This window comes from Pedobacter boryungensis (assembly GCF_013204825.1).
GTDB lineage: Bacteria > Bacteroidota > Bacteroidia > Sphingobacteriales > Sphingobacteriaceae > Pedobacter > Pedobacter boryungensis.
The window spans coordinates 165,654-192,224 of record NZ_JABMKV010000002.1 but is presented as its reverse complement, the minus strand read 5'-3'; the positions used below and the strand labels follow the sequence as shown (position 1 = coordinate 192,224).

Sequence of the window (26,571 nt, the reverse complement as noted above, 5' to 3'; positions counted from 1 at the left end):
CTGAAAAAAAATCTCGACAAACTCGGTGTATCACTAGAACAATGAAACTTATTTAACGCGTACATAAATGTGTTCCCCGTCTATACCATTTACAGTTAGTGTATCATTGCCTGTAAATTTTAATGCAAAAACATCTACCCTATTAAAATATGAACTCATTGTTCTAATACTATCTCCAAATAATTGGTATGAACTACGATCTTTACGGTTGAAATAGCTGATGCTTTCTTTTGTTACCTCCCAGCCATGGCTTTTATTTGTAGTTAATGCCCATTTGCCCAGTATAACCTTAGCTCGATCTTTGTTAACTTCCTTTGAATTGCAAGAGAAAATTAAACATATAAAAAACATATATCGTCGAATCATGATTTACAAGTTAAGTAATTATTAGTATTCCTGTGTTAGTGTGAATTCTCAACACGAAGTAAGGAATACTTTTTTATCTTTGTATAGTGAACATTCGCGACCTGATTAACAGATATAAAACAGATGAGCGTGTCGTTACTACAGCACATTCATTAAATAAAGGAAAGGGCAGCAAAACCCAATTAAAGGGATTAGTGGGCTCTGCCGATGCTGTAATTGCTGTTTCAACTTATTTTTTACTACACAAACCGCAGCTTTTTATTCTACCAAATAGAGAAGAGGCTTCTTATTTTCTTTCGGATTTAGAAGGGATTTTAGATAAGGAAGTTTTGTTTTTCCCTTCGTCGTTTAGAAAAGCTTTTGAGTTTACCCAAATAGATACTGCAAATGTTTTAGCAAGGGCCGAAGTTTTAAATGAACTTAATCACCAATCTGAATATGGAAAAATTGTAGTTACTTATCCAGAGGCATTGGCCGAAAAAGTTATCGATCGTTCGGTTTTAGAAAAAAACACTTTAGAAATTAGTGTTGGTGCAACTTTAGGAATTGACTTTATCAATGAGTTTTTATTCGAGTACGATTTTGAAAGATCTGATTTTGTTTATGAACCTGGTCAATTTTCTATCAGAGGTGGAATTGTAGATATTTTCTCTTTTTCACATGAATTGCCATATAGAATTGAGTTTTTTGGTGATACTGTAGAAAGCATTCGGACTTTTGAAATCGAAAGTCAACTTTCTGTGGATGATGTTAAAAGTTTAACCATCGTACCTAATGTACAAGCTAAGTTTTTAACAGAAAATAACATCAGCTTGTTAGATTACATTGAAAAAGACACACAACTTTGGTTTAAAGATGTAGAATATACCATCGATATTGTTAAAAGTGGTTATAAAAAAGCAGTTGAGCTTTGGAAAGCATTAGGAATCGCCGAAAAACAGCAAAATCCAAATTGGCTAGATCCAAAATTTTCATTTACAGATGAAAAAATGCTATCCGATTTATTTCAAGATTTTTCGTTGGTAGAATTTGGTAAACAGTTTTTTTATCAAACAGATAATGTAATTCAGTTTGAAACTAAACCACAACCTTCTTTTAATAAAGATTTCGATTTACTGATTAAGAACCTAAAAGAAAATGAAAGTCTGCATATTCATAATTTCATTTTTACAAATTCGACTAAACAAACCGAACGTTTGTATGCGATTTTAGATGATATTGATAAAACCGCAAAGTTTACTCCAGTAAATATTCCACTTCGTGAAGGGTTTTTAGATGCACAACAAAAAGTCGCTTTTTATACTGATCATCAAATTTTTGATCGCTTTTATAAATATCAATTAAAGAAAGGATATCAGCGAAGCCAAGCCATTACACTTAAAGATTTACGAGAATTAAAACCTGGTGATTTTGTGACTCACATTGATCATGGCATTGGTAAATATGCTGGTTTGGAAAAGGTAGAAGTGAATGGCAAAATCCAAGAAATGATTCGCTTGGTTTATGCCGATAACGACTTACTATATGTGAACATTAACTCTCTAAATCGCATTGCGAAATTTAGCGGAAAAGATGGAACACAGCCCAAAATGAACAAATTGGGTACAGAAGCTTGGGATAAACTCAAAAAAACCACAAAAAAAAAAGTTAAAGACATTGCCCGAGATTTGATCAAGCTTTATGCGATGAGAAAAGCTCAAGTGGGTACTGCTTTTGCTCCTGATGGATATTTAGAAACAGAGCTAGAAGCGTCTTTTATTTACGAAGATACTCCAGATCAAGTTAAGGCAACTGCAGATGTAAAAAAAGATATGGAAGCGCCACATCCAATGGATCGATTGGTTTGTGGGGATGTTGGTTTTGGGAAAACGGAGATTGCTATTCGTGCGGCTTTTAAGGCTGTAGCAAACGGTAAACAAGCAGCCGTCTTAGTTCCTACAACAATTCTTGCACTTCAACACTTTAAGACATTTTCGTCGCGTTTAAAAGAATTTCCTTGTACGGTTGACTATATCAATCGTTTTAAAACATCGAAGCAAATTAAAGACACTTTAGAGCGTGTAGCACAGGGAAAGGTTGATATTGTTATTGGTACTCATCGATTATTGAGTAAGGATGTGAAGTTTAAAGATTTGGGCATCATGATTATTGATGAGGAACAAAAATTTGGTGTGGCGGCTAAAGAAAAACTTCGAGCTTTGCGTGTAAATGTAGATACGCTCACTTTAACTGCAACTCCAATTCCTAGAACATTGCATTTTTCTTTAATGGGTGCTCGAGATTTATCGATAATGAGTACTCCTCCGCCAAATAGACAAGCAGTTAATACAGAATTACATGTTTTTAACGATAAGTTAATTCAAGAAGCGGTGCAATTTGAATTGGATAGAGGAGGACAAGTTTTCTTTATCCACAACCGTGTAAATGATTTAAAACAGCTGGGCGGATTAATTCAAACTTTAGTGCCAAAGGCGAGAATTGGTATTGCACACGGGCAATTAGATGGCGACGCTTTAGAAGATGTGATGCTAGATTTTATCAATGGCGAAAAAGATGTTTTGGTAGCCACAACTATTATCGAAGCGGGACTTGATATTCCGAATGCAAACACGATTATCATTAATCACGCACACATGTTTGGCTTGAGCGATTTACACCAAATGCGTGGTCGTGTTGGTCGCTCTAATAAAAAGGCATTCTGTTATTTATTGAGTTTACCTTTATCAACCTTAACTAACGAAGCAAGAAAAAGGTTAAGTGCTATTGAAGAATTTTCTGATTTAGGAAGTGGTTTTAACATCGCAATGCGTGATTTAGATATCCGCGGAAGTGGTAATTTATTGGGTGGCGAACAAAGTGGATTTATTGCTGAAATTGGTTTCGAGATGTACAATAAAATATTAGATGAAGCCATTCAGGAGCTAAAGGATGCTGAGTTTAAAGATTTATTTAAAGACGAACCACAGCGACCTTTTGTGAATTTTACGCAAGTTGATACAGATTTAGAATTACACATTCCTGATGATTATGTAACGAGCATTACTGAGCGATATAATTTATACACTGAACTTTCAAAACTAGAAAATGAAACTGAGTTAGTAGCTTTTGAGCAAGAATTGAAAGATCGTTTTGGTCCAGTTCCGCAACCTGTAAAAGTGATGCTAAAAGTTTTGCGTTTACAATGGGCTGGTAAACGCTTAGGCTTTGAAAAATTGAGTTTCAAGAAGAATATATTACGCGGATACTTTGTGAGTGATAAACAATCTAAATTTTTCGATTCGGAAGTGTTTAACAAGGTTTTAGCTTTTGCACAAGTTCATCCACGTTTGTGTAATTTGAAAGAGGTAAAGGATAGCTTAAGAATTTCTTTCGATAACATTGCCAATATAGATGAAGCGATTGAAATGTTGGAATTGATATAGATGTTGCGAGTTGTTAAATGTCACGTGTTATGATTTATACAATCCAAACTTATTTTGAACAGCAAAACCTGTAACTCTAACCTGTAACCAAATGGATCCACAAATGCTAATCGAGCTTGTCACAATGAAAATGCCTTTTGGTAAGTACAAAGGCTGGGTACTTTCTCGTTTGCCAGAACCTTACTTAGTTTGGCTTCACAATAAAGGTTTTCCTTCTGGGAGATTAGGGCATTTATTAGCCACCATGTATGAAATTAAGCTTAATGGCTTGGAATATTTGCTACAAGGATTAAAGAAATTCTAATACTTTTATCATCTTTGCAAGAAGCTTTTCAGCCGACTTTACACTCGAGGTTAAATCTCACAACCATTTTCATCACAAACTGCATCATTGTTTTTATTCAAAGATTTAAGTTTCGTTGTTGATTGAGCCGCCTTCCATTCTGTAAAACTTTGGGTAATTGCTTGCTCAAAAGTAGGAATTGGTTGTGCCCCAGAAAGTGCGTATTTCCTATCAAACACAAAATAAGGAACTCCTCGAACACCTAATTGCTGACTTTCATAAATATCATAACGTACTGCTCCCGAGAAATCATCTCCTTGTAAAATGTTTGCAGTTTCTTCTTTATCTAATCCTAATTCTTCAGCAATGCTAATTAATGTTTCATGTTTAGCAATGTCTTTTGCGCCCAGGAAATGTGCATTAAATAAGGCCTCTTCTGCTTGATCTTGTAATCCTTTGCTTGCGGCAAAATGAAGAAATCTGTGTGCATCAAAAGAATTGGCAGGAATATTTGTTGCAAAGTTTAAATCTAAACCAACGTTTGAAGCCATTTCGACTACTTGTCCGGTCATTTGTTTAGCTTGCTCCAAAGACATTCCTTTGCTTCTTGCTAGATAAGTGTATAAATCCTCGTTATTTATATTATGGTATTCTGGGTTAAGTTGAAAGCTTTTCCATTCTACTTCTACTTCATTTTTAAATGGTAATTTTTCAATCGCCTTTTCAAAATGTCTCTTACCGATATAACAAAAGGGACACATTACGTCCGACCAAATTTCTACTTTCATAACACAAAGATAGCCTTGACGATTTGTAGAATGGTAAGTTTAAAGTAAAAACCCAGCTAACAAAAATGTTAGCTGGGTTTTTACTTTATTGGGCAATGTAGCGTTTTATCTACTTATACAATTGGTTAAACATCCATTTAAACGTTCCATGTGTTTGAGCTCTAAACGTAATTTCTGGACCAAAGGCGAATAATTTTCCTTTTCCATAATTTGCCTCAAACGCAGCAACGCCATCCTGTAAATAACTTTGTCCCCATGCCCAACCGCTACGTAATGGTGTTGCGTTTGCAAACCAAGCTAAAGGTTTAATTTTACTGCTAGAAACGGCATCTGGGCTTAATTTAAACACAGGGCTATTATCAAAATAAACATCCGCTGTGCTATCCATACCCCAATTTGCTGGTTGATTTTTATCTAATGAAACATTTAGAACACTACCAGGCACATAATATTTCTCTGCTGGCAATCTTTTTTCTACACCACCAATAAGCTCTACCATCGCATTACGAACTGGCAAGTTTAGGTGCGCCGCTAAATTTGTCGCAGTACCAATAGCTACAACCTCTCCACCTGCTTCTAAAAATTTCTTTAGCTGAGGAATAGATTTATCTTGGCTCATTCTTCCCAATCGAGCTCTATATTCTTCTGGAATACTTTCGGGAGCTGGCATACCAAAACCACCTCTTCCTGCGCCTATTGACACATTTGGATTATATGCCGGGATAGACCCATCAACAAAAATAATCACATCATATTTGTCTTTCAAGTTTCCAGCATCAATATCTGAAGCATAAATCACAGTTGCATCAAAGTGATATTGTTCCATAATAAAACGAATCCATCCAGAATCCATTGAACCGCCATAAGTATCCCATAAAGCGATACGCGAAGGAGCTATTTTAACTGCTTTAGCAGGTTTTTGAGCTGCTGTAACTTTCATTCCAAAACCATGTTCCGCTTTATCTAAAATGCTTTTCGCTTTAGATGATGCTGGCACATAAAATGATCCATCTGCTGTATTACGATAAACTTCCGCTCCACCTTTCAGTAACTCGTTAACTGCTAAATAACTTTCATTTGCGAATGAACTTAACGTGTAGCCACTACCTGAAGGTAATGCTTTTGATGTTGCTTTTATTAATTCTCCGTAAGGTAATTTTTCAAACGGGCCATCAAATTTATCTTGAATTCGATCGAATTTCACATTCATTAAATACGCCAACGTCCAACCTGCTGCATCATAAGGGGCAATAGGAGGACCACCTTCATATTTAAAATCGTTAGGGTGATCTTGTGGTTCGAACATATCTAAAACATGCGGACGAAAAGCTTGGTCGGTTTTAACTACATAGCTTCCGGCAGGATAGTTTTTGCCTGCAACTGTAAATGGAGCGCTGGCTTTTTGAACTGAAATCCCTGTTCTAATCAAGGCATTTAAAAATCGTATAGCAGTTGTAAAATCTGGCTGATCTGCAGAAAGAATATATCCTCTTGCATCGCGATTAGCTGGATTCTTCATTACGGTATCTAAATATTTTGTAGACATTGCTCCTCTTCCATCAAAACCTCCATTCGCTGCACTAGTTGATTTTCCTGCTTGTGCAGCAGCATTTATGGCGTCAATCTTTTTAGGCGAGAAAGACCAGGTGTCTTTACTCCCTCTATCAATTGAGTTCTTACCCATCTGATAAATATTATACAGTAATTCATCGTGGTAACGTTGTGCGTAGTTTAATACCGCATAGTTTAACGAAACCGAATAATCTATCGAGTTTTTAAAATACCATTTTTGAGGTAAAACAGGATTTGGAGAGTCGCCATTTGGCAATAAACGAGCTGGTACCAAAGGGATGTCAGATGGTGTTGGACTACCCACAATTTCTGTTAATAATCCAATCATGTTATGAAAATAAGTTGTAGTGCGCAAACCTCCATTATACCAAGTAGAAAATACAGAGCCTCCGCGTTGTGTATAACCTGGCTTAGATTCAACGTTCATTCTGTTGTGCATTGCTGCGCCAACGGCATCTATACTTGTTAATATGATTGGATCGAAAACATAATTATATGGATCGCGATAAGGTGGTCCAGCTACTACTGTTCCTGCTGGGCCAGCTTGATGATGGTTGTACATAATTTGCGGGATCCATTCTACAAAAAGTTGACGTCCAATATTTTGGGTTTCTTTCAGGTTTAACATGAAGAAATCTCTATTATTATCGTGTCCTGCATATTTCTCATACAGCCGAGGAAGTCCATTTATAGATCTTTTCTTTGGGTCTTTTTCCCTCATGTACCAGTTGCTCACCAATTCCTGTCCATCAGGATTAGCATGCGTCATTAGCACAATTACATTATCTAATATTTTATTGGTTTCTGCATCCGTTTTGCTAGAAAGATTATAAGCCATTTGTATTAATTGGTGGGCGCCAACAACCTCATTTGCGTGTAATCCTCCATCAATCCACACTACTGCTTTTCCTTCCGCTGCCAATGCTTTAGCCTGCTCTGGGGTTAAACCCTCGGCATGTGCTAATTTTTGAGAAATCTCTTTATATTTTTCTAAGTTTTTTTGGTTTTCTGGCGATGTAATGATCAACATATATTGAGATCTTCCTTCTTCAGTTTTACCAATATCTACCAGTTTTACTCGTTTTGAGGTTTCTGCAAGCTTTTTAAAATATGCTTCAGTTTGAGTGTAATTAGCGAGCTGATAATCGTCGCCAATGTTAAAACCGAAATGTTCTTTGGGGGTTGGGATGTTTTGCGCTATTGCCAATTGAAAGCAAAAAAATAGTGCAAAAAACAATACGCTACGTTGGTAAAGTTTTGCCATAAGGGATAAGTTTAGTTTATATTCAAATATAAAATAGAAAACGAAGTATTACATGGCTGTTATTGATTTGTTACAGACCGCTAATGCAATATCAGATACAAATAAACGTAAACCACTGGCGCTGCGATTAATAGCCCATCAAAACGATCTAGAAACCCTCCATGCCCAGGTAAAAAACTTCCCGAGTCTTTTGCATCAAGGCTTCTTTTTAGCATTGATTCTACTAAATCGCCAAGTGTACCGAAGCAAACAATTAAAATAGACATTCCACCCCAAATAATTGGTTTCATTTCAGGAAACTGTAAGGAAATCAAATAAGAAACAACCAGACTTGTAAACATTCCGCCAAAAAACCCTTCCCATGATTTTTTTGGAGAATGGCGCTCAAATAATCGATGTTTTCCCCACTTTACGCCAAATAAATAAGCTCCAGTATCATTTGCCCAAAGCAAGAGTAAAAATGCAAGTGGTAAATGAAAATTATACTCGTTAAAGTTGGACAAAAAGCCTAAAGAATAAAAGAAACAAAAAGGAATTGTGACGTAAATAAACCCAACAAACGTGTAAGAAATATTTGCAAATGGGATTTTTTCTTTCTTATATAATTCGAAAACAAATACTGAAAAAATAAGCGGAACAATGAGTAATAAATATTTTAACTCAAATTGAAAATAATGATAGCTTGTCGTTAGTAAAAAGATAATTGCCGCAGCTATTACCGCAATATTTCTATGAGGCCTAATGCCTGATGTTTTTACTAATTTATAAAATTCTAATAGCGCAACAATGCTTAAAATTAAATAGAACCCTGTAAAAGCATAGCCATTAATGAGTGAACTAAGCATCACTAGGGTAAAAAAGAAAGCGGTTATTGCTCTAGTCTTCATTTAAAAATTTGTAGGTTGTGGTTTGTTGTTTTCTGTCGATTTCTCTTTCAAAATCCAAAACAAAGCTATGGTTAATATTGCACTAATTAAATAGCCGTACCATGCAACTGAAGTTCCATCATTGCTAGTTATTGGTAAATTTTGCTTTTGTAAATACCAAGCCACCGCAACAGCATAACCATTATTTAAAAAGTGCGCAAAAATGGTATACCAAATGCTACCCGTCCAAAAATAAATATAGCCAAATGCCGCCCCCAAAAACAATCTTGGAAAAAATCCGAAAAATTGAAAATGTATCGTACTAAAAATGAATGCAGATGTCCAAATAGCAACATGTGGATTTTTGATTAATCGTAAAAGAGTGCGTTGTAATGCTCCTCTAAATATAAATTCTTCGCAAACAGCTGGTATAATGGCAATTACTAAAAGATTAATTAAAAATCCCCCAACAGAATTCATTTTTAAAATAGCTTCGGTAGTTTTAGCGCCCTCATCTTCCATTCTTCTCATCCAATCCATTAACCATTTCAAAGAATCTGGTAAGATCATTTTCTGGTTTAACTCATTTATTAATCCTAAAAATGGAGTAGAACAAAGCATTAACAAAAAAACCAAAAACATAAGGTTAGCTTTTGGCATTTTCATACCATAAAAATGTTGTGGTCTTTTGCCTTCTGTAATACTTAAAAATATTGCTGGTGCTAAAAAAAGACCAATCTGTTGCGCAGTTAATAATATTTTTAAAGCACCAATATGCTTTAAATCATCTCCTGTCATCCACCCTGTATTGTGCAACAAATCTAGTCCATAAATCCCTAGGCAAATTAAAAATCCAATAATCATTGCAATTACAAGCCCTACCACTGCGTAACCACCTAGTAGTAGCAATTGTAAAAATGGGTTGATTTCTTCTTTTGGTGATGGTGTAACTTGCATTATTTGTAAAATCCGTAACTTTGTAAATAATTTTGGTTTGAAGATAGAAAAATGTCTGTAAAGATAGGAAATATAGATTTGGGAGAATTCCCTTTGTTACTAGCGCCAATGGAAGATGTGAGCGATCCGCCTTTCCGTTATGTGTGTAAACAAGGTGGGGCAGATTTGATGTATACAGAATTTATTTCTTCGGAAGGATTAATCCGCGATGCGGCAAAAAGCCGTCAGAAGCTGGATATTTTTGAATACGAAAGGCCTATTGGGATTCAGATTTTTGGTAGTGATATCGAAAGTATGCGTGAAGCAACTGAAATTGCAACTTTAGCTGGTCCAGATATTATGGATATTAATTACGGTTGTCCTGTTAAAAATGTAGCGTGTCGTGGAGCTGGCTCTGCTTTGCTGCAAGACATTGATAAAATGGTAAAGATGACAGAGGCTGTTGTAAAAGCAACACATTTACCAGTTACTGTTAAAACACGTTTAGGCTGGGACGATAACACTAAAAATGTTGAAGAAGTTGCTGAAAGACTTCAAGATATTGGTATACAAGCTTTAACAATTCATGGGCGTACAAGGGCTCAATTGTATAAAGGAGAAGCCGACTGGACCTTAATTAGAGAAATTAAACGCAATCCACGTATTAAAATTCCTGTTTTTGGTAATGGAGATGTAGATAGTGTAGAAAAAGCGGCAGCTTGGAGAATGGAATACGAAGTGGATGGAATTATGATTGGAAGAGCTGCGATTGGATACCCATGGATTTTCCGTGAAGTAAAACATTTCTTTAAAACAGGCGAACACTTGCCTGGGCCAACATTAGATGAAAGAATTGTTGCTTGCCGAACTCACTTAGATAAATCTATAGAGTGGAAAGGGCCAAAACTAGGGGTTTTTGAAATGAGACGTCATTATGCCAATTATTTTAAGGGTTTGCCCGACTTTAAATCGTATAGAATGATGTTGGTTAAAGAAGAAAATATTACTGTTATTCATCAAATTTTAGACGAAGTGGCAGAAAAATATGAGAACGTTTTGCCCTTTTCAGAAATGGCTTGATTATTGAAAAGCATTTTATAAATTTAACAAATGGTTACAGCTATAACACAAGGTGTAAAAATTTCGGTAGAAACCATTTACCAAGACGAGCATTCTAATCCTGCAAACGAACATTACATGTTTGCTTACCGCATTGAAATAGAAAACTTATCTGATTATGCAATACAATTAATGCGTCGCCAATGGTTTATCTTCGATTCGAACGGCTCAATTAGAGAAGTTGAAGGAGAAGGTGTGGTTGGTGTTCAGCCTGTAATAGAACCAGGTGAAAGCTATTCTTACGTTTCTGGCTGTAATCTTAAAACAGATATAGGCAGTATGCGTGGTCATTATTCAATGAACCGCCTTGTTGATGAAACAAGTTTTGAAGTAGATATTCCAGAGTTTCAATTAATTGTTCCCTATAAATTAAATTAAGAATTCAATTTTTATAAAAAAAGGGATGGTAATAATTACCATCCCTTTTATTTTTCAGTGGTTTTTTTTAATTTCTATTTCTACCAAATAGCATTGATGCGTAATATAATAAGTTAGCTAATGCGCCCAACGCCGCTACAACATAAGTCATTGCCGCCCACCAAAGCGCATCTTTTGCTTGCACATTTTCTTCGTCGCTTTGCATTACACTATGATTATTCCTTAACCAAAGCAACGCTCTTTTACTTGCGTCAAACTCAACTGGCAAGGTTACAATACTGAATATTGTTACTAAAGCTAATCCCGCTACACCAATTCCCAATACTAATGGATTGCCTGTAAAACCAATTAGTAATACACCAATTATAAGCACCCATTGTAAAAGGTTAGATGAAATACTTACAACAGGCACCATATTAGAGCGCAATTGTAACCAGTGATATGATTTTGCATGCTGTACGGCATGTCCACATTCATGAGCTGCTACTGCTGCTGCTGCAACACTTCTACCATAATAGACATCAGTACTTAAATTAACGGTTAAAGAGGCTGGATTATAATGATCAGTAAGTTGACCTTCTAAACTCATTACATTTACATTGTAAATTCCATTATCACGTAGCATTTTCTCAGCTACTTCTTTCCCAGATAGGCCAGAACTAAGCTGAGTTTCTGCATATTTTGTAAATTTATTTCTAAATCGCCATTGCACAAACATGCTCAGTAATAGTATCGGGATGATTAAAATTAAATAAGTTCCCATATTCGATGATGTATGTTTTTCAATATCTTTAACTCAAAAAGTGTTCCCATATTTAAAAGACATAAAAAAATTACAATCCATCTATGCTTCAAAATCTATCCTATTGGGAAAAAAAGAATTTCTTTCATGCTGATGTCATTATAATTGGTAGTGGAATTGTGGGCTTAAATGCTGCAATCGCTATTAAATCAGAAAGTCCAAAAATAAGTGTTTTGGTGCTCGAACGGGGGTTTCTACCATCTGGAGCAAGTACAAAAAATGCCGGCTTTGCTTGCTTTGGTAGCATTTCGGAATTGATAGAACAAGAAAAATTGAGTGGAACTGATGGTCTTTATCAATTAATTTCAAAAAGATGGAGGGGCCTTTTAAAACTAAGAAATCTGTTAGGTGATGATGCTATTTCCTTTCAAAAAAATGGTGGTTTCGAACTATTTAAGCCAGAAGAAAGTGATTTAGCTAATGAATGTGTAGCAAAAATGAGCCATTTCAATTCTCTAATTGAGGATATAGTACTTCAAAAAAACACCTATTCTTTAACTAATTCAAAAATAGATTCATTTGGTTTTAAAGGTATTGATGTTCTGATTGAAAATGATCTAGAAGCTCAAATTGATCCAGGTATGATGATGAAAGCACTTTTGGCTAAAGCCTTAGCTATTGGAGTACAAGTTTATACCAACTGTAAGGTTGAAGAACTATTACAGGAAAATAATAGTACATTAATTAAAACTAATCAGGGAGATTTCTCTTGCAAAAGAGTTTTGTTAGCTACTAATGCATTTGTAAATGAATTATTGCCAAATCTAGCTGTTGCGCCTGGGCGTGGACAAGTTATAATAACTAAACCTATTCCCAACTTAAAATTAAAGGGTACTTTTCATTACGATAAAGGGTATTATTATTTTAGAAATGTTGATGACAGAATACTTTTAGGTGGGGGTAGAAATTTAAATTTTAAGGCTGAAGAAACAACTGTATTTGGTGAGACACCATTGGTTCAAAAAGCATTAATTAATTTACTAGAAGAAGTTATTTTGCCGGAAACACATTTCGAGATTGAGCAAAAATGGAGTGGAATTATGGCTTTTGGTTCTTCCTTAACTCCAATTATTAAAGAAATAAAACCTACTATTTTTTGTGCAGTCCGTTGCAATGGAATGGGCATCGCCATTGGCAGTCAAACTGGTCAAGAAGCTGGGGAAATGGTGATGAGAAGTTTATAATTTCTATTTACTAATTATTGTTTTCCATTTATGGATACAAAAATAGTTAGCAATTGTTTATTTTTGATAAAAATATTAGCAAATGGAAATAGCAGGTTTAGCCCTATTAATTATCATTTTATTCGTTCTTCTTTGTTTGTTGCTTCGCAAAGCTCCTCTTCAAAACAATAATGAAACAATCAATTATTTAAAAGAAGAAAAACTCAAACTACAAGATGAATTAAACGATTTGCGTGAACGTTTTAATGAGGAGCGAAGCAACCTAATTAAGGCCGAAGCTTTAGTGAATTCACATCGTGAAAAATTAACCGAACAACAGAAAAATTTAGAAGATTTACAACAAAAATTCACTCTAGAATTTTCCCTTATTGCCAATAAAATATTAGATGAAAAGACCGCAAAATTTACTGTACAAAATCAAACCAATTTAGACTCTATATTAAATCCATTAAAGGCCAACATAAAATCTTTTGAAGAAAAAGTAGATAAAGCTTATAAAGAAGAAGCACTAGAAAGAAGCCAATTAAAAGGGGTAATTTTTCAATTAATGGATCAAAGCAAACAGATACAAAATGATGCTAATAATTTAACAAAAGCACTAAAAGGCGATAGTAAAAAACAGGGTAATTGGGGCGAGGTAATTTTAGAAAGAGTATTAGAACGTTCTGGCTTAATCAAGGATAGAGAATATCGTATTCAGACAAGCTTAAATAATAGCGAGGGGAGCCGTTTTCAACCAGATGTTGTGATTGACCTTCCAGATGAAAAACATTTGATTGTAGACGCTAAAATTAGCTTAGTTGCTTACGAAAGAATGATAAGTGCAGAAACTGATGATGAAAAATTAGCAAACTTAAAGCAACATTTACTTTCTGTAAAATCTCATATTGATGGTTTAGCGGGTAAAAATTATCAAAATTTGTATCAAATTAATTCGCCAGATTTTGTGTTGCTTTTTATGCCAATTGAATCTTCTTTTAGTGTAACCGTTCAAGCAGATAATGAATTATTTAATTATGCCTGGGATAGAAAAGTGGTGATTGTAAGTCCGACAACATTATTAGCAACTTTACGAACTATTGCCAGCATTTGGAAAGTTGATAGACAAAATAAAAATGTATTTGAAATTGCAGAAGAAGCTGGTGCTTTATACGATAAGTTTGTTGGTTTTTTAGAAGATATGGATAAGATTGGAAAGAATATAAATCTTACTCAAAAAGCACATGAAGACGCATTTAAAAAATTGCAATATGGCAATGGAAATCTAATTGGAAAAGTAGAAAAGATTAAAAAACTAGGGGCAAAGACTAAATCTAATAAGCAGATTGATAGTAAGTTTTTGGAAGATGAGGAACATGAATAAAATTGTTTTATTTTTTCTTAGCATACATTTTAATCAGGGTTTGATAAAGTCCATTATGCAGTATTGTTAAATGGTTTTCTTTTTCAAAAAGTTCTAAACTAACCTTTAAATCTTCCGTTTTTGGAATAAGTTCAGCTAATTTTTTAGCATCTCCTTTCATTACTGCTCCTTCTTCACCAGTCAAAATAAACACATTTGTCTGTTTTAATTTTTGGTTGTTGATAAGTGTATCTGCATTTTTTAATAGCGATTCATTATCCCACCATAAACTTGGACTAACAATGATATAGTTATTGAAAAGATTACCATTTTTTATTAATATTTCTGTGGCTAATAATCCACCCAAAGATTGACCAATAATTGTTTTGGAACTATTTATTTTAAATTTATTTGCTATAAATGGTTGTAACTCTTCTCCTAAAAATTTGATGAATTGAGCTGAACTTCCTGTTGTTGGATAATCCTTTTTATCTTTTTGAATCGTTGTTGGGTAAGTAAAATCTCTCCTTCTATCTATGTTAGCTATCCCAACAATAATAGATTTTGGCATAGCCTCTATCATCGTTAAAAATTGTACAACTCCAACAACGTGAATAAAATCTTCATTTGCTGAACCATCTAATAGATAAATTACTGGATAGGTTTTACTTGAATCAGGATGATAACCTTCTGGCGTATAAATATTTAATGTTCTATCTTCATTTAATATTTTAGAATGAATTTGATAAATATCCCCTAATACAAATTGCTTTTGTGCAAAAGTAAAACTCGTTACTAAAATCATCCAAATTATTAAAAAAGCTCTTTTCATCACATTATTATTTCTTTCATTTTATCCTTTAAAAGCATTCCAACCTTGCGCTTTTATTTCATGAGAAACATTAGATTTTGAAATCATATTACATCCTGAATTTTTATCAGTAATATGACCGATAATACTGATATCAACATCATTTTTCAGCTTAGCATAATCACTTTGTTTAATAGTGAATAACAGTTCATAATCTTCACCACCATTTAAGGCACAAACTGTTGGATCTAAACCTAATTCTCGAGCAGTTTCGTAAGTCATTGGATCAATAGGAATTTTTTCTTCGTACAGGGTACAGCCTTTTTCAGATTGTGTACAGATATGCAAAATTTCAGATGCTAAACCATCAGAAACATCAATCATAGAAGTAGGTTTTATTTTCATTTGAGCTAATAAATCAACAATATCTCTTCTTCCTTCTGGTTTTAATTGTCGCTCTATAATGTAATCTTTACCTTCCAAATCTGGTTGCAATTGTGGATTTTCTAAAAATATTAACTTCTCTCTTTCTAAAATTTGTAGACCTACATAAGCTCCACCCAAATCTCCAGATACACATAGTAAATCTCCTTCTTCAGCACCATTTCTATAACACACATCTTCAGCTGCTGCGTGACCAATGCTCGTTACAGAAATTACTAATCCTTGTTTGCTTGAAGAAGTATCTCCACCAATTAAATCTATATTAAATTTATTGCAGGCTAATTCAACTCCCTTATATATTTCTTCAACTGCTTCTAATGGAAATTTACTAGATAAACCAATGGAAACTGTAATTTGAGTAGCAATTCCATTCATTGCATAAATATCACTCAAGTTAACTTGAACAGCTTTATAACCCAAATGCATTAATGGTACATATGCTAAATCGAAATGAATTCCTTCCAATAATAAATCAGTAGAAATTAATACTTGATCTTTAAAATCTAATACAGCTGCATCATCACCAACTCCTTTTATACTAGTTTCGTGTTGTATTTTAAAATTAGTTGTTAAGTGCTTAATTAAGCCAAATTCTCCTAATTCTGATATAGCTGTGCGTTCTTTATTTTCAAACATAATTTTAATTAATTTCTACAAACCTAAACTTGCAGATATTTCTAACATTCTTTCTATTGGTTTACGAGCTTCAACAATAATATCTGCTGGTACAGTAACCTCTGGTAAACCATTTTTTAAACACAAATACAATTTCTCTAATGTGTTTCTTTTCATATATGGACAATCATTACAAGCACAACTATTATTTGGAGGTGCTGGAATAAAGGTTTTTGTAGGATTTGCCTTTTCCATTTGATGGATAATTCCACTTTCTGTGGCCACAATAAATTCCTGTGCATCACTATTTATCGAGTATTTTAACAATCCGGTAGTAGATCCAATATAATCTGCCATAGTTAAAACAGCTTCTTCACACTCTGGATGTGCAATAAATTTCGCATTAGGATGACGTTCTTTTAGTTTGGTTATTTTCTCTCTTGAAAAAATTTCATGTACCATACAAGCACCATTCCAAAGCACTAGATCTCTACCTGTTTTTTTTGCAACCCAAGCTCCTAAATTTTTATCCGGACCAAAAATTATCTTCTGATCTTTTGGTAAACTTTCTACAATTTGAACAGCATTTGTTGAAGTACAAACAATATCGCTCAATGCTTTTAATTCTGCAGTACAATTTACATAAGTGATCACCAAATGATCTGGATATTTCTCTTTAAATTTTTTAAATAAGTGTGGCGGACAACTATCAGCCAAAGAACATCCAGCTTTTAAATCAGGTAATAAAACTGTTTTTTCTGGCGATAAAATCTTTGCTGTTTCTGCCATAAAATGCACTCCAGCAAAAACTATAATATCCGCATCCGTTTTAGCTGCTTCTTGAGATAAGCCTAAGCTATCTCCAATATAATCAGCAATATCCTGTATATCAGGTTCTTGATAATAGTGAGCTAATATTACTGCGTTCTTCTCTTTCTTTAATTTTTCAATTTCATCAAATAAATCAAGTGTTGGATCAATTATTTCATCCACAAAGCCTTTTTTATTTAATTCTTCTAAAATATCAATCATCATATTTTTTTATTGGTAGCTAACTTTTGTAAAGATACCTAGTTTCAACACTACAATAGATTCTAATTATTTTATATAAAGAAGAATCTTATTACTTATTAAGGTGTTGGTACTGTGAGTAAGTTCTCATTTTAAATTTTGTAATATGAGTTATCACATACTTACCAACATTTAGTATTCAATTTTATTTTAAATTAATACTGATTTACAATGTTATACTATTTTGCTTAGAAACTTATCAATACCAAAATGTGCATTGTTAATAGTGGTAGAAAAAGTTAATAAACTATGCAAAGTTGCTTAAAAATAATGTAAAAGATTGTGTCAAATTACCTTTTTACCTTAGCTTTAAACTTTCAAAAATAGTTGTTGGCTTTATTTAGACATTCTGCTAACACTATTAATGATGTTCTTAACAATTGTTTGATTTACGTTAGTTTTAATGAGAAAAGTTGATTTTTTAGTTATAGGATCGGGTATAGCAGGTTTAAGTTTTGCACTAAAAGCTGCACAACATGGAAAAGTATTAATAGTTACCAAATCAAACGAAGACGAATCTAATACAAAATATGCTCAAGGTGGGGTAGCTGTAGTTGTAGATAAATCTGATTCTTTTGAAAAACATATTGAAGATACTTTAATTGCTGGAGACGGTTTATGTGATAAAAATATTGTTGAAATTGTGGTAAAAGAAGGACCTCAACGGATACAAGAGATTATAGATTACGGGATTAACTTCGATAAAAATACAGCTGGAGTTTTCGATTTAGCGAAAGAAGGGGGACATTCAGAACACAGAGTTTTACATTATAAAGATGTTACTGGGTACGAAATTGAAAGCGTTTTACTAAAACAAATTCATGAAAACGAAAAAATAAAGATATTAACACACTACTTTTGCTTAGAGTTAATTACCCAACATCACCTTGGTGAACATGTGGATAAGAGTAGTGAAGATATTAACTGTTATGGTATATATGCCTTTAATACAGAGCTTAACGATGTTGAAAAGATCTTGGCAAACGTAACCGTAATGGCAAGTGGTGGAGCCGGACATGTTTATTCTAATACAACAAATCCTGTAATTGCCACTGGAGATGGAATGGCGATGGTGTATAGAGCAAAAGGAAAAATTAGAAATATGGAATTCATCCAATTCCATCCAACTGCATTATATAATCCAGGTGAATATCCTTCCTTTTTAATTTCTGAAGCTGTTCGTGGGTTTGGAGGAGTTTTAAGAAGAAAGAATGGAGTAGAGTTTATGTATGAATACGATGAAAGAGGATCTTTAGCACCTCGTGATATTGTAGCTCGTGCTGTTGATAATGAAATGAAAAAATCTGGTGATGATTTTGTGTATTTAGATATTACAATGAGAAAGAAAGATGATATTCTAACTCATTTTCCAAATATTTATGCTAAATGTTTATCTATTGGAATAGATATGACAAAGGACTTTATTCCAGTTACTCCAGCGTCTCATTATATGTGTGGCGGTATTTTGGTCGATGAATATGGAAGATCATCTATTAAAAATTTATATGCTTGTGGTGAAGTTTCTTCAACAGGATTGCATGGTGCAAATCGTTTAGCATCTAATTCCTTATTGGAAGCAACAGTTTTTGCACACCGCATTTATTTGTCCGCATTAGAAAATTATAAAAATAATAATATACCCGATAATATTCCTGAATGGAATGAACAAGGTGTAACTCAATCTAATGAGGATATTTTGGTTACCCATAACCTTCGTGAAACTCAAAAAATAATGAGCGATTATGTGGGTATCGTTCGTTCTGATTTTAGATTAGATAGAGCCATGCGACGCTTATTTTTATTGTATGAAGAAACAGAAGAATTTTATAAGATGAACAAGGTATCGGTTAAATTATGTGAGTTGAGAAATGTAATTCAAGTAGCATACATGGTTATAAAATCGGCAGTTGCCAGAAAAGAAAGCAGAGGATTACACTATACAACTGATTATCCAGAACATGCAAATGAATTGGTTGATACTATTATCTAACCTGTCATTTTGAAGGAGGATTTCTCTCTATGTTCGAAATGACGATAAATCAAAGAAAAAATGCCAGTAATATTACCAGTAAAAGGAATAAACCCTAAGTGGGGAGAAAATTGTTTTATAGCTCCAAATGCTACAATAGTTGGAGACGTTGTTATGGGAAACAATTGTTCAATTTGGTTTAACGCAGTTGTTAGAGGTGATGTAAACAGTATCACTATTGGTAATGATAGTAATATTCAGGATGGTGCCGTAATTCATGCTACCTATTTAAAAGCATCAACACATATAGGAAATAGAGTTTCTGTTGGGCATAATGCTATTGTACATGGTTGTGAAGTAAAAGATCATGTTCTCATTGGCATGGGAGCAATTCTAATGGACCATGCGGTAGTTGAAGAATATTGTATTATAGCAGCAAGCGCAGTGGTTTTAGAAAATACAATCTGCGAGAGCGGGTATTTATATGCTGGAACACCTGCAAAAAAGATAAAGCCCATTACTGATGAGCAACGGGCCTTATTAAATAAGTTACCAGATAATTATATCATGTATTCAGATTGGTTTAGATAGCTATTACTTAAGGAATAATTAGTTTTTCTTTTCTATCCCAATTTGCTTTAATAGACAGTTCTAAAGGTGCATACCATATTTTTTCTGGTTGGAAGCCTTGTTTTACATTTCCAGTATCCCAAATACCGTTTTTATTTTCGTCGTATATAATTCGAGCAAAATAAATACCCGCTCTGTACTTATTAAAGGTTACGGTTGTGTTTTTATAAATTCGTTCGCTAGAAATAACAACTTCTTTCTTTTCATTTACAATTTGTAAAATATAGTTTTTTGAAGTATCGGGTACTTCTACACTCAGAATTAATGTGCCATAATCATCATCATTTCCTAATTTAAATGTTTTGGTGATGTCTTTATTCTTCGAATTAAAAATGCCAGTTAAAGCCCCATCTGCTAATTTTAAAATATATTCCTCTTTAGGTTTCCAAGTATATTTAACATTGTAGGTTAAGAAATCTAAGCTGTCTTTTATTAAAGTAAGGCCAGTTCTTAGAATAGAATCCTCCAACAATGTCACTTTGGTTAAATCGATTTTGTCTATAGGAAAATTGAAATGTAATTTTAAATCTTTATACGGATTCAAAAGATTTCCTTCTAAATTATCTCCAGCCTGAATATTTCTTGTGTAAGTATCTTTTTTGCCTCTGGTGAACTTAACTGTATCCAAACTTTTTCCTTCATCCTTTATAGCTATCTTTACAGAATCAAAACTCAAATCATTTAACCAGATCTTAACAGAATCATTTGTTTTATTAAATCGAACTTTTTTATTCGCATCAACAGCAATAGGTTCTATTACAGCTATTTCTGGCTTTCTAAGTTGCTGATTAAAATTCATGGAAATGCTCCCGTCAGTATTTAGTTTTCTATCAAGAATTCTAAACTCGCTTGCCAATTCTTTAAAAACCATTAAATTAACGCTATCCAAATTCCTGTCTAAAACAAGAGGGGCTTTAACAAAACCAACTTCATCTGAATTTTGCTGGTAAATTTTATCACCGCCCTTTTCATGTAATGCATATATTTTATAGGTGTCTTTTTTGAGATTATTTAATTTATAATTTCCGCTGCTATCAGTTGTCGTATAAATTGATGGTTTCTTTTTCCCAAAAAGACTGTCACGAGAAAGCGGAAGTATGAAAACAATGGTTTCAATTTCCGGTTGACCAGTTAATGCATTTTTGACGTTACCACTAATGCTTAAAGAATCAAGTGTTGGTCCGGTTGCAAAAACATAGGTAAAGTTTTTTAATGCATTTCCTTCTGTAATATCTGCAATGGATTTCCCAAAGTTTAATGTATAAGTTGTGTTCTTTTCTAAAGAGTCTTGAAGTGTGATTTCTAGTTTTTTTGTATTACTGCCTTTTAAAATAGGAGGGCGTTCTTGTTCAGGTGAAATCGAAAACTCTTTAAATTCATTTTGAAGTTTAATGTATTCATCAAATTCTATAGTTATTTTTTTTGACTTAAAATTAGTGGTTATGTTTTTTGGATCCATTTTTAAAACCTTCGGAGGTTTTGTGTCTTTTGGACCACCTTCTGGAGTTCGAATACTCGCACAGCCATAAATTAATGCAATTATCAAAATCAGATAATAATGTAAATAAGGTCTATTTGTTAGTTTTTCGATTTTCGACATTTAGATGCGCTATATTTAATTTAATATTAATTTTAAGTGGTAATATTAAAAATGCAAAAAAGTGGCTTAAATCGCTTAAAAACAAGCCGTCTTTTTTGACGTTATAATTATTTGATAATCAATAATTTAATAATTATTTAGTGATATGGACCATTAAAACTGAGATATCTGAAGGTGAAACACCAGAAATCCTAGATGCCTGACCCAAAGTTCTTGGTTTAATCTTTAATAATTTTTCACGAGCCTCTTTTGATAAAGAAAGAAGTTTGCTATAATCAAATTCTGGATTAATAGATTTATCCTCCATCTTTTGCATTTTGTTTACAATCTCAATTTCTTTTTCAAAGTAACTTTCGTACTTAATTTTTATCTCTGCTTGCTCTACCGTTTCTTGATCAAATGTATTTAAAAATGAATCAAACGCAGCGCTTACTTTTCTGATATCACTAATCCCAACTTGAGGTCTGCTTAATAAATTTACTAATTTTACATTTTGGTTTAATGCAGAAGTTCCTAAGCTTTCCAATAATTCATTTGCTTCGCTCATATCAATGCCTTGTTTTTTAGTAAAGCCTACAATAGCATCAGAGTTTTCTACTTTTTGATTTACAATAGCTAAACGTTCATCGCTAATCAAACCAAGTTTATGTGCAATAGGAGAGAGTCTAATATCAGCATTATCTTGTCTTAACAATAAGCGATGCTCTGCCCTAGAGGTGAACATGCGATAAGGCTCTTCGGTTCCTTTAGTCACTAAATCATCAATTAAGACTCCAATGTATGATTCAGAACGTTTCATAATCAACTCATGTTGATCTTTAACCTTTTGGTGAGCATTAATTCCTGCTATAAAACCCTGACTAGCAGCCTCTTCGTAACCTGTTGTGCCATTTATCTGACCCGCAAAGAACAGATTATCAATTATTTTAGTTTCTAAAGTTAGAGAAAGTTGAGTAGGTGGAAAATAATCGTACTCTATCGCATAGCCTGGGCGAAACATTTTAGCATTTTCAAAACCTGGAATTTGTGTGAGCGCTTTATATTGTACCTCTTCTGGTAAGGAAGTAGAAAAACCATTTACATAGATTTCACAAGTATTCCATCCTTCTGGTTCTACAAATATTTGGTGTCTTTCTCTTTCAGCAAAGCGATTAATTTTATCCTCAATAGAAGGGCAGTACCTAGGGCCTAAGCCTTTGATTCTTCCAGTAAACATCGGCGATTTTTCGAAACCTTCTTTTAACGTTTCATGAACGTTGGCGTTGGTATACGTAATCCAACAACAGCGCTGATCAGTTGATCTTTCTACATTTGTGTAAGAGAAACGCCCAGGATTTTCATCCCCCCATTGCTCTTCCATCAAACTATAATTTAATGAACGGCCATCAACTCGGGGAGGAGTTCCAGTTTTCATGCGACCAGCTTCAAATCCTAATTGAGTTAATTGTTCTGTAATTCCTGTTGCTGCTTTTTCTCCAGTACGACCCCCACCAAATTTCTTTTCTCCAATATGTATCAGTCCATTTAAAAAAGTACCGTTCGTTAACACGACAGCCTTAGCCATAATTTCTACACCAAGGGCTGTTTTGACTCCAATAACAGTGTTGTTTTTAATGAGCAGACTACCCACCATTTCTTGCCAGAAATCTACATTTGGTGTTCTTTCTAAAGCTAAACGCCATTCTTCAGCAAAGCGTTTTCTGTCGTTTTGCGCCCTTGGACTCCACATCGCGGGGCCCTTAGATTTGTTTAACATTCTAAATTGCAACGTAGTTTTATCTGCTATAATGCCTGAATAACCTCCCATTGCATCAATCTCTCTCACAATTTGTCCTTTTGCAACACCACCCATAGCTGGATTACAACTCATCTGTGCAATAGTTTCCATATTCATGGTTACCAACAACACAGAAGAACCTAAGTTTGCTGCTGCTGCAGCAGCTTCACAGCCCGCATGTCCAGCGCCAACAACAATTACATCATACTCTTTAAACATCGAATTCTATTTTTGTTTCACGTGAAACGAATACAAAAGCATTAAAATCTTAATTTTTTAACTCTGTTTCACGTGGAACTTTTCTTTTATTATATAATTTAATTAATCCATAAAGGGCAACTATACTCCATACAGCTTCTAAAATGACAAAGGGCATAAATGGAATCAACCAGGAAGCATAACCAGCTATGGCTGCTCCAAAAAAGTTTAATAGACCATATGCTGCACTTTCTGCTTTTATTGCTTTTAAGCTTTGTAAAAAGAAAGCAATTAGTAATAGGCTAACGCCAAAAGTTGCTATCATGTCTGATGTTTCCATACTAACTAGTTTTTTCAGAAAGCTCTACCCAACGTTCCATTATACTTTCTAATTGTTTATTTAAATTATCTATTGCTAAAGAAATTTCTTGGATTTTTAAATAATCAGAAGATTCTACAGCGTTCAATTTCATAGTTAATTCTTCAATTTCATTTTCTTTTTCAGCAACCGTTTCTTCAATTTCGTCTAATTCTTTTTGTTCTTTAAAGCTAAGTTTTTTAAGGGGAGAACTTATGGTAGGTTCTTCAACTTTAGGTTTTTTCTGTAAAGATGTATCTTTAGTTGAATCCAAACTAATGCGGTATTCTGAATAATTCCCATTGTAAATGTTTACTCTGCCATCACCTTCCATAATAAATAGTTGCTCACTCATTTTATCTAATAAGTATCTGTCGTGAGAAACCAACATTAAAACACCAGGGAAATTTTCTAAAAATTCTTCAAGTACATTTAATGTGTCAATATCTAAATCGTTAGTTGGCTCATCCAAAATTAAGAAATTTGGATTTTGCATTAGTACCTTCATTAAGTGTAAACGTTTCTTTTCACCGCCACTTAATTTCTCTACCATGCCATGCTGTTTTTTAGGAGGGAAAAGAAATAAAGTCAATAAAGCAGATGCAGATATTGTTTGTCCATCTGCCATTTTAATAAATTCGGCATCAGATTTTACGATATCAATTACACGTTCTTTTTCGTTAAATGCTAATCCTCCTTGTTTGTAATATCCATATACTGTAGTATCACCCACATCAACTTTACCCTTTTCTGGATTAAGATAACCGGTAATAATATTTAGTAAAGTAGACTTTCCGGTTCCATTTTTTCCAGCTAAACCAATTCTATCACCTCTTTTAAAAGTATATGAAAAATCATTAATAATCTTTTTATCATCAAATGTTTGTCCAATATGATCTAATTCTAGAATTTTATTTCCTTGACGAGACATCTTAACATTTAAAGTAACCTGTTGATTGTCAGAACGTTGCTTTGTTTTCTCTTCTAAGTTGTAAAAGGCATCTATTCTGCTTTGAGATTTCGTTGTACGAGCCGCTGGCATACGTCTCATCCACTCCAATTCTTTTTTCACTAGGTTCTTGTTCTTCTGAAAAGTACTTTCATCAGCGGCTTCGCGTTCAGCTTTCTTTTCTAAGAAATAAGCATAATTACCATTATAATTATAAATTTTTCCTCTATCTAGTTCTACAATTGTGTTGCAAACATTATCTAAAAAATACCTGTCATGAGTTACTAAAAGAATGGTTTTATTACCCGAAGTTAATAGCTTTTCTAACCACTCAATCGTATCGATATCTAAATGATTGGTCGGCTCATCTAATACATAAATTTCAGGGTCTTCAATTAATAGCTTTGCCAAGGCCAAGCGTTTTTTTTGTCCACCAGAAAGCGTATCTATTTTTTGTTGTAAATGGTTAATACCCATTCTACTCAAAATCGTTTTGATTTCGTGCTCGTATTCCCAAGCATTGTGCTCGCTTAATTCTTCGTATAAGCGGTTCAATGTTTTCTCATCAGGATTAGGATCTTCGATCAACTCTTCATATTCTTTAATCAACTGCTGTTGTTTATTTTCTAATGAAAAAATAAAATCACTAATAGAATATCCATCAGGAAAAGAAGGTTCTTGATCTAAAAAACCAATTTTAACGGCTTTATTTTTTACAATTTTTCCTTCTAAAGGAGAAAAGCGTTCGGCTAATAATTTTAAAAGAGTGCTTTTACCGGCACCATTTATTCCTACCAACGCTACACGTTGACCAGAATTTATACCTAGGGTTAAATTTTTGAAAAGCCATTCATCATGGTATCCGTGGCCTAAGCCTTCAGCTGCAATTAGTGTACTCAAAGTATTTTTTAACGATTTATCTAATAAGAAATTACCGCAAAAGTAAGGATTAAAATTTTGGTATGAGATTCAGGAAAAGATTAGAACCGAAAGATTTACTTAAAAATTGCTTAATTCAACTAATTCAAATTGAATTTCTCCTGCTTTATCTTCATTACGTTCGAAGCAAAAATGATAGATACAATCAAAACACCAATTACAATAGCCAGTGCAAATTGAATAGCCGAATAGATCTTGCTTCCAGCAAATAAGCTTTGAGATTCTTTAATTAATTCTTTACCAACAAATATTTGCGTTTTGGTTAAAAGAGAAAGGTTTTTAAGAATTCCTTTGTAGGAATTATTTAGTTGTTCAATGGTAATTTTGTTGCCTTTTGATGTAGAAATTAATTGTTTTTCTAGCTGCTGATGAGTTTTTAATTTTTCTTTTAGGAGCTGTAAATGATTTTTTTCATTAGTCACTAAAAATGTTTGTTCGTATTTTTTTAAAACAGAATCTATTTTAAAATCTTGAGCGACAAGTAATTTTGTTGTTTGGTGAGTTTCAGAAATGACCGAAAGATTGTGCTTTTCTATCGCATCCATCTTCTCGAAAAGTAACTCAGAAATATTGAACAAATCTGTAGCTGGTACCAATCTGTCGTTATACATGGAAACGAAAGCGTTATTCATGCTTTTGATACTTTTATCTTCTAAAAACCTGATTAAAATAGTACAGGCCATAATGCAGAAAAGTAATAAAGCAATTTTAGATTTTTGTTGTAAAGAGAAGGCAATTTTCATAAGCTTAGCGTTCGTTTATTGCAAAATAATCAAACACTACAAATTTTGCCAATTCAAATCTATAAAGTGACTTATTTATGCCAAACTAAGACGCATAAAAAATGCGGACATCCATCCGCATTTTTCTAACTAAACTAAAAACTAA

22 protein-coding genes are annotated in these 26,571 nt (G+C 33.6%); 8 read left to right on the top strand and 14 right to left on the bottom strand.

Annotated features, from left to right (window positions below; translation table 11 throughout):
- Positions 1-48: 48 nt before the first annotated feature.
- Positions 49-366, bottom strand: a complete 318-nt coding sequence (locus HQN85_RS07245) for a hypothetical protein (RefSeq protein WP_173270739.1) — start codon at positions 364-366, stop codon at positions 49-51.
- A gap of 86 nt (positions 367-452) precedes the next feature.
- On the opposite strand from HQN85_RS07245, the gene mfd reads away from it, so the two are divergent.
- On the top strand, positions 453-3,788 hold the full coding sequence (gene mfd, locus HQN85_RS07240) for a transcription-repair coupling factor (RefSeq protein WP_173270737.1): 3,336 nt from the start codon (positions 453-455) through the stop codon (positions 3,786-3,788).
- Positions 3,789-3,879: 91 nt separating this feature from the next.
- A complete protein-coding gene (locus tag HQN85_RS07235) occupies positions 3,880-4,092 on the top strand; it encodes a DUF3820 family protein (RefSeq protein WP_173270734.1) in 213 nt (70 codons plus the stop codon).
- 50 nt (positions 4,093-4,142) lie between these two features.
- On the opposite strand, the gene HQN85_RS07230 is transcribed toward HQN85_RS07235, so the two are convergent.
- The 4 genes from HQN85_RS07230 to HQN85_RS07215 form a co-directional block, all read right to left on the bottom strand.
- Complete coding sequence (locus tag HQN85_RS07230) at positions 4,143-4,859, bottom strand: DsbA family oxidoreductase (protein ID WP_173270731.1); 717 nt, start codon at positions 4,857-4,859, stop codon at positions 4,143-4,145.
- A gap of 109 nt (positions 4,860-4,968) precedes the next feature.
- Positions 4,969-7,695 (bottom strand): M14 family metallopeptidase, encoded by a 2,727-nt coding sequence (locus HQN85_RS07225; protein WP_173270728.1) that lies wholly within the window; start codon positions 7,693-7,695, stop codon positions 4,969-4,971.
- 80 nt (positions 7,696-7,775) lie between these two features.
- Positions 7,776-8,582, bottom strand: a complete 807-nt coding sequence (locus HQN85_RS07220) for a phosphatidate cytidylyltransferase (protein WP_173270726.1) — start codon at positions 8,580-8,582, stop codon at positions 7,776-7,778.
- A complete protein-coding gene (locus HQN85_RS07215; RefSeq protein WP_173270723.1) occupies positions 8,583-9,518 on the bottom strand; it encodes a CPBP family intramembrane glutamic endopeptidase in 936 nt (311 codons plus the stop codon).
- A gap of 51 nt (positions 9,519-9,569) precedes the next feature.
- On the opposite strand from HQN85_RS07215, the gene dusB reads away from it, so the two are divergent.
- Positions 9,570-10,577 (top strand): tRNA dihydrouridine synthase DusB, encoded by a 1,008-nt coding sequence (dusB, locus tag HQN85_RS07210; RefSeq protein WP_173270720.1) that lies wholly within the window; start codon positions 9,570-9,572, stop codon positions 10,575-10,577.
- Positions 10,578-10,607: 30 nt separating this feature from the next.
- Complete coding sequence (gene apaG / locus HQN85_RS07205) at positions 10,608-10,994, top strand: Co2+/Mg2+ efflux protein ApaG (protein WP_173270717.1); 387 nt, start codon at positions 10,608-10,610, stop codon at positions 10,992-10,994.
- Between the two features lie 67 nt (positions 10,995-11,061).
- Here the strand turns inward: apaG and HQN85_RS07200 are convergent, their stop codons facing one another.
- Positions 11,062-11,757 carry a zinc metallopeptidase gene (locus HQN85_RS07200; protein WP_173270715.1) on the bottom strand — a complete coding sequence of 232 codons (696 nt, stop codon included), beginning with the start codon at positions 11,755-11,757 and terminating at the stop codon, positions 11,062-11,064.
- Between the two features lie 83 nt (positions 11,758-11,840).
- On the opposite strand from HQN85_RS07200, the gene HQN85_RS07195 reads away from it, so the two are divergent.
- Together HQN85_RS07195 and HQN85_RS07190 are read left to right on the top strand one after the other, a co-directional pair.
- Complete coding sequence (locus tag HQN85_RS07195) at positions 11,841-12,980, top strand: NAD(P)/FAD-dependent oxidoreductase (RefSeq protein WP_173270711.1); 1,140 nt, start codon at positions 11,841-11,843, stop codon at positions 12,978-12,980.
- Positions 12,981-13,062: 82 nt separating this feature from the next.
- Complete coding sequence (locus HQN85_RS07190) at positions 13,063-14,343, top strand: DNA recombination protein RmuC (RefSeq protein WP_173270709.1); 1,281 nt, start codon at positions 13,063-13,065, stop codon at positions 14,341-14,343.
- A gap of 7 nt (positions 14,344-14,350) precedes the next feature.
- On the opposite strand, the gene HQN85_RS07185 is transcribed toward HQN85_RS07190, so the two are convergent.
- From HQN85_RS07185 to nadA, 3 genes are read right to left on the bottom strand one after another with little or no spacing between them, the layout of a single operon-like run.
- Entirely contained in the window at positions 14,351-15,154 is an 804-nt protein-coding gene (locus HQN85_RS07185) for an alpha/beta hydrolase (protein WP_173270706.1), read from the bottom strand.
- A gap of 21 nt (positions 15,155-15,175) precedes the next feature.
- On the bottom strand, positions 15,176-16,213 hold the full coding sequence (gene thiL / locus HQN85_RS07180; RefSeq protein ID WP_173270703.1) for a thiamine-phosphate kinase: 1,038 nt from the start codon (positions 16,211-16,213) through the stop codon (positions 15,176-15,178).
- A gap of 15 nt (positions 16,214-16,228) precedes the next feature.
- Entirely contained in the window at positions 16,229-17,227 is a 999-nt protein-coding gene (gene nadA / locus HQN85_RS07175; protein WP_173270700.1) for a quinolinate synthase NadA, read from the bottom strand.
- 439 nt (positions 17,228-17,666) lie between these two features.
- On the opposite strand from nadA, the gene nadB reads away from it, so the two are divergent.
- Both nadB and HQN85_RS07165 read left to right on the top strand, forming a co-directional pair.
- Positions 17,667-19,253: an L-aspartate oxidase gene (gene nadB, locus HQN85_RS07170; protein WP_173270697.1), complete on the top strand. Its 1,587-nt coding sequence runs from the start codon at positions 17,667-17,669 to the stop codon at positions 19,251-19,253.
- A gap of 60 nt (positions 19,254-19,313) precedes the next feature.
- A complete protein-coding gene (locus tag HQN85_RS07165; protein WP_173270695.1) occupies positions 19,314-19,823 on the top strand; it encodes a gamma carbonic anhydrase family protein in 510 nt (169 codons plus the stop codon).
- A 7-nt stretch (positions 19,824-19,830) separates the two neighbouring features.
- Here HQN85_RS07165 and HQN85_RS07160 read toward each other — a convergent pair whose 3' ends face one another.
- The 5 genes from HQN85_RS07160 to HQN85_RS07140 form a co-directional block, all read right to left on the bottom strand.
- A complete protein-coding gene (locus HQN85_RS07160; RefSeq protein WP_173270692.1) occupies positions 19,831-21,462 on the bottom strand; it encodes an Ig-like domain-containing domain in 1,632 nt (543 codons plus the stop codon).
- Between the two features lie 133 nt (positions 21,463-21,595).
- Entirely contained in the window at positions 21,596-23,458 is a 1,863-nt protein-coding gene (mnmG, locus tag HQN85_RS07155) for a tRNA uridine-5-carboxymethylaminomethyl(34) synthesis enzyme MnmG (protein ID WP_173270689.1), read from the bottom strand.
- A 49-nt stretch (positions 23,459-23,507) separates the two neighbouring features.
- Positions 23,508-23,777 (bottom strand): CBU_0592 family membrane protein, encoded by a 270-nt coding sequence (locus tag HQN85_RS07150; protein WP_216847243.1) that lies wholly within the window; start codon positions 23,775-23,777, stop codon positions 23,508-23,510.
- Position 23,778: 1 nt separating this feature from the next.
- Positions 23,779-25,644, bottom strand: coding sequence for an ABC-F family ATP-binding cassette domain-containing protein (locus HQN85_RS07145; protein WP_173270687.1), 1,866 nt, complete (start codon positions 25,642-25,644; stop codon positions 23,779-23,781).
- Positions 25,645-25,763: 119 nt separating this feature from the next.
- Positions 25,764-26,426, bottom strand: coding sequence for an MCP four helix bundle domain-containing protein (locus HQN85_RS07140; RefSeq protein WP_173270684.1), 663 nt, complete (start codon positions 26,424-26,426; stop codon positions 25,764-25,766).
- Between the last annotated feature and the right edge of the window lie 145 nt (positions 26,427-26,571).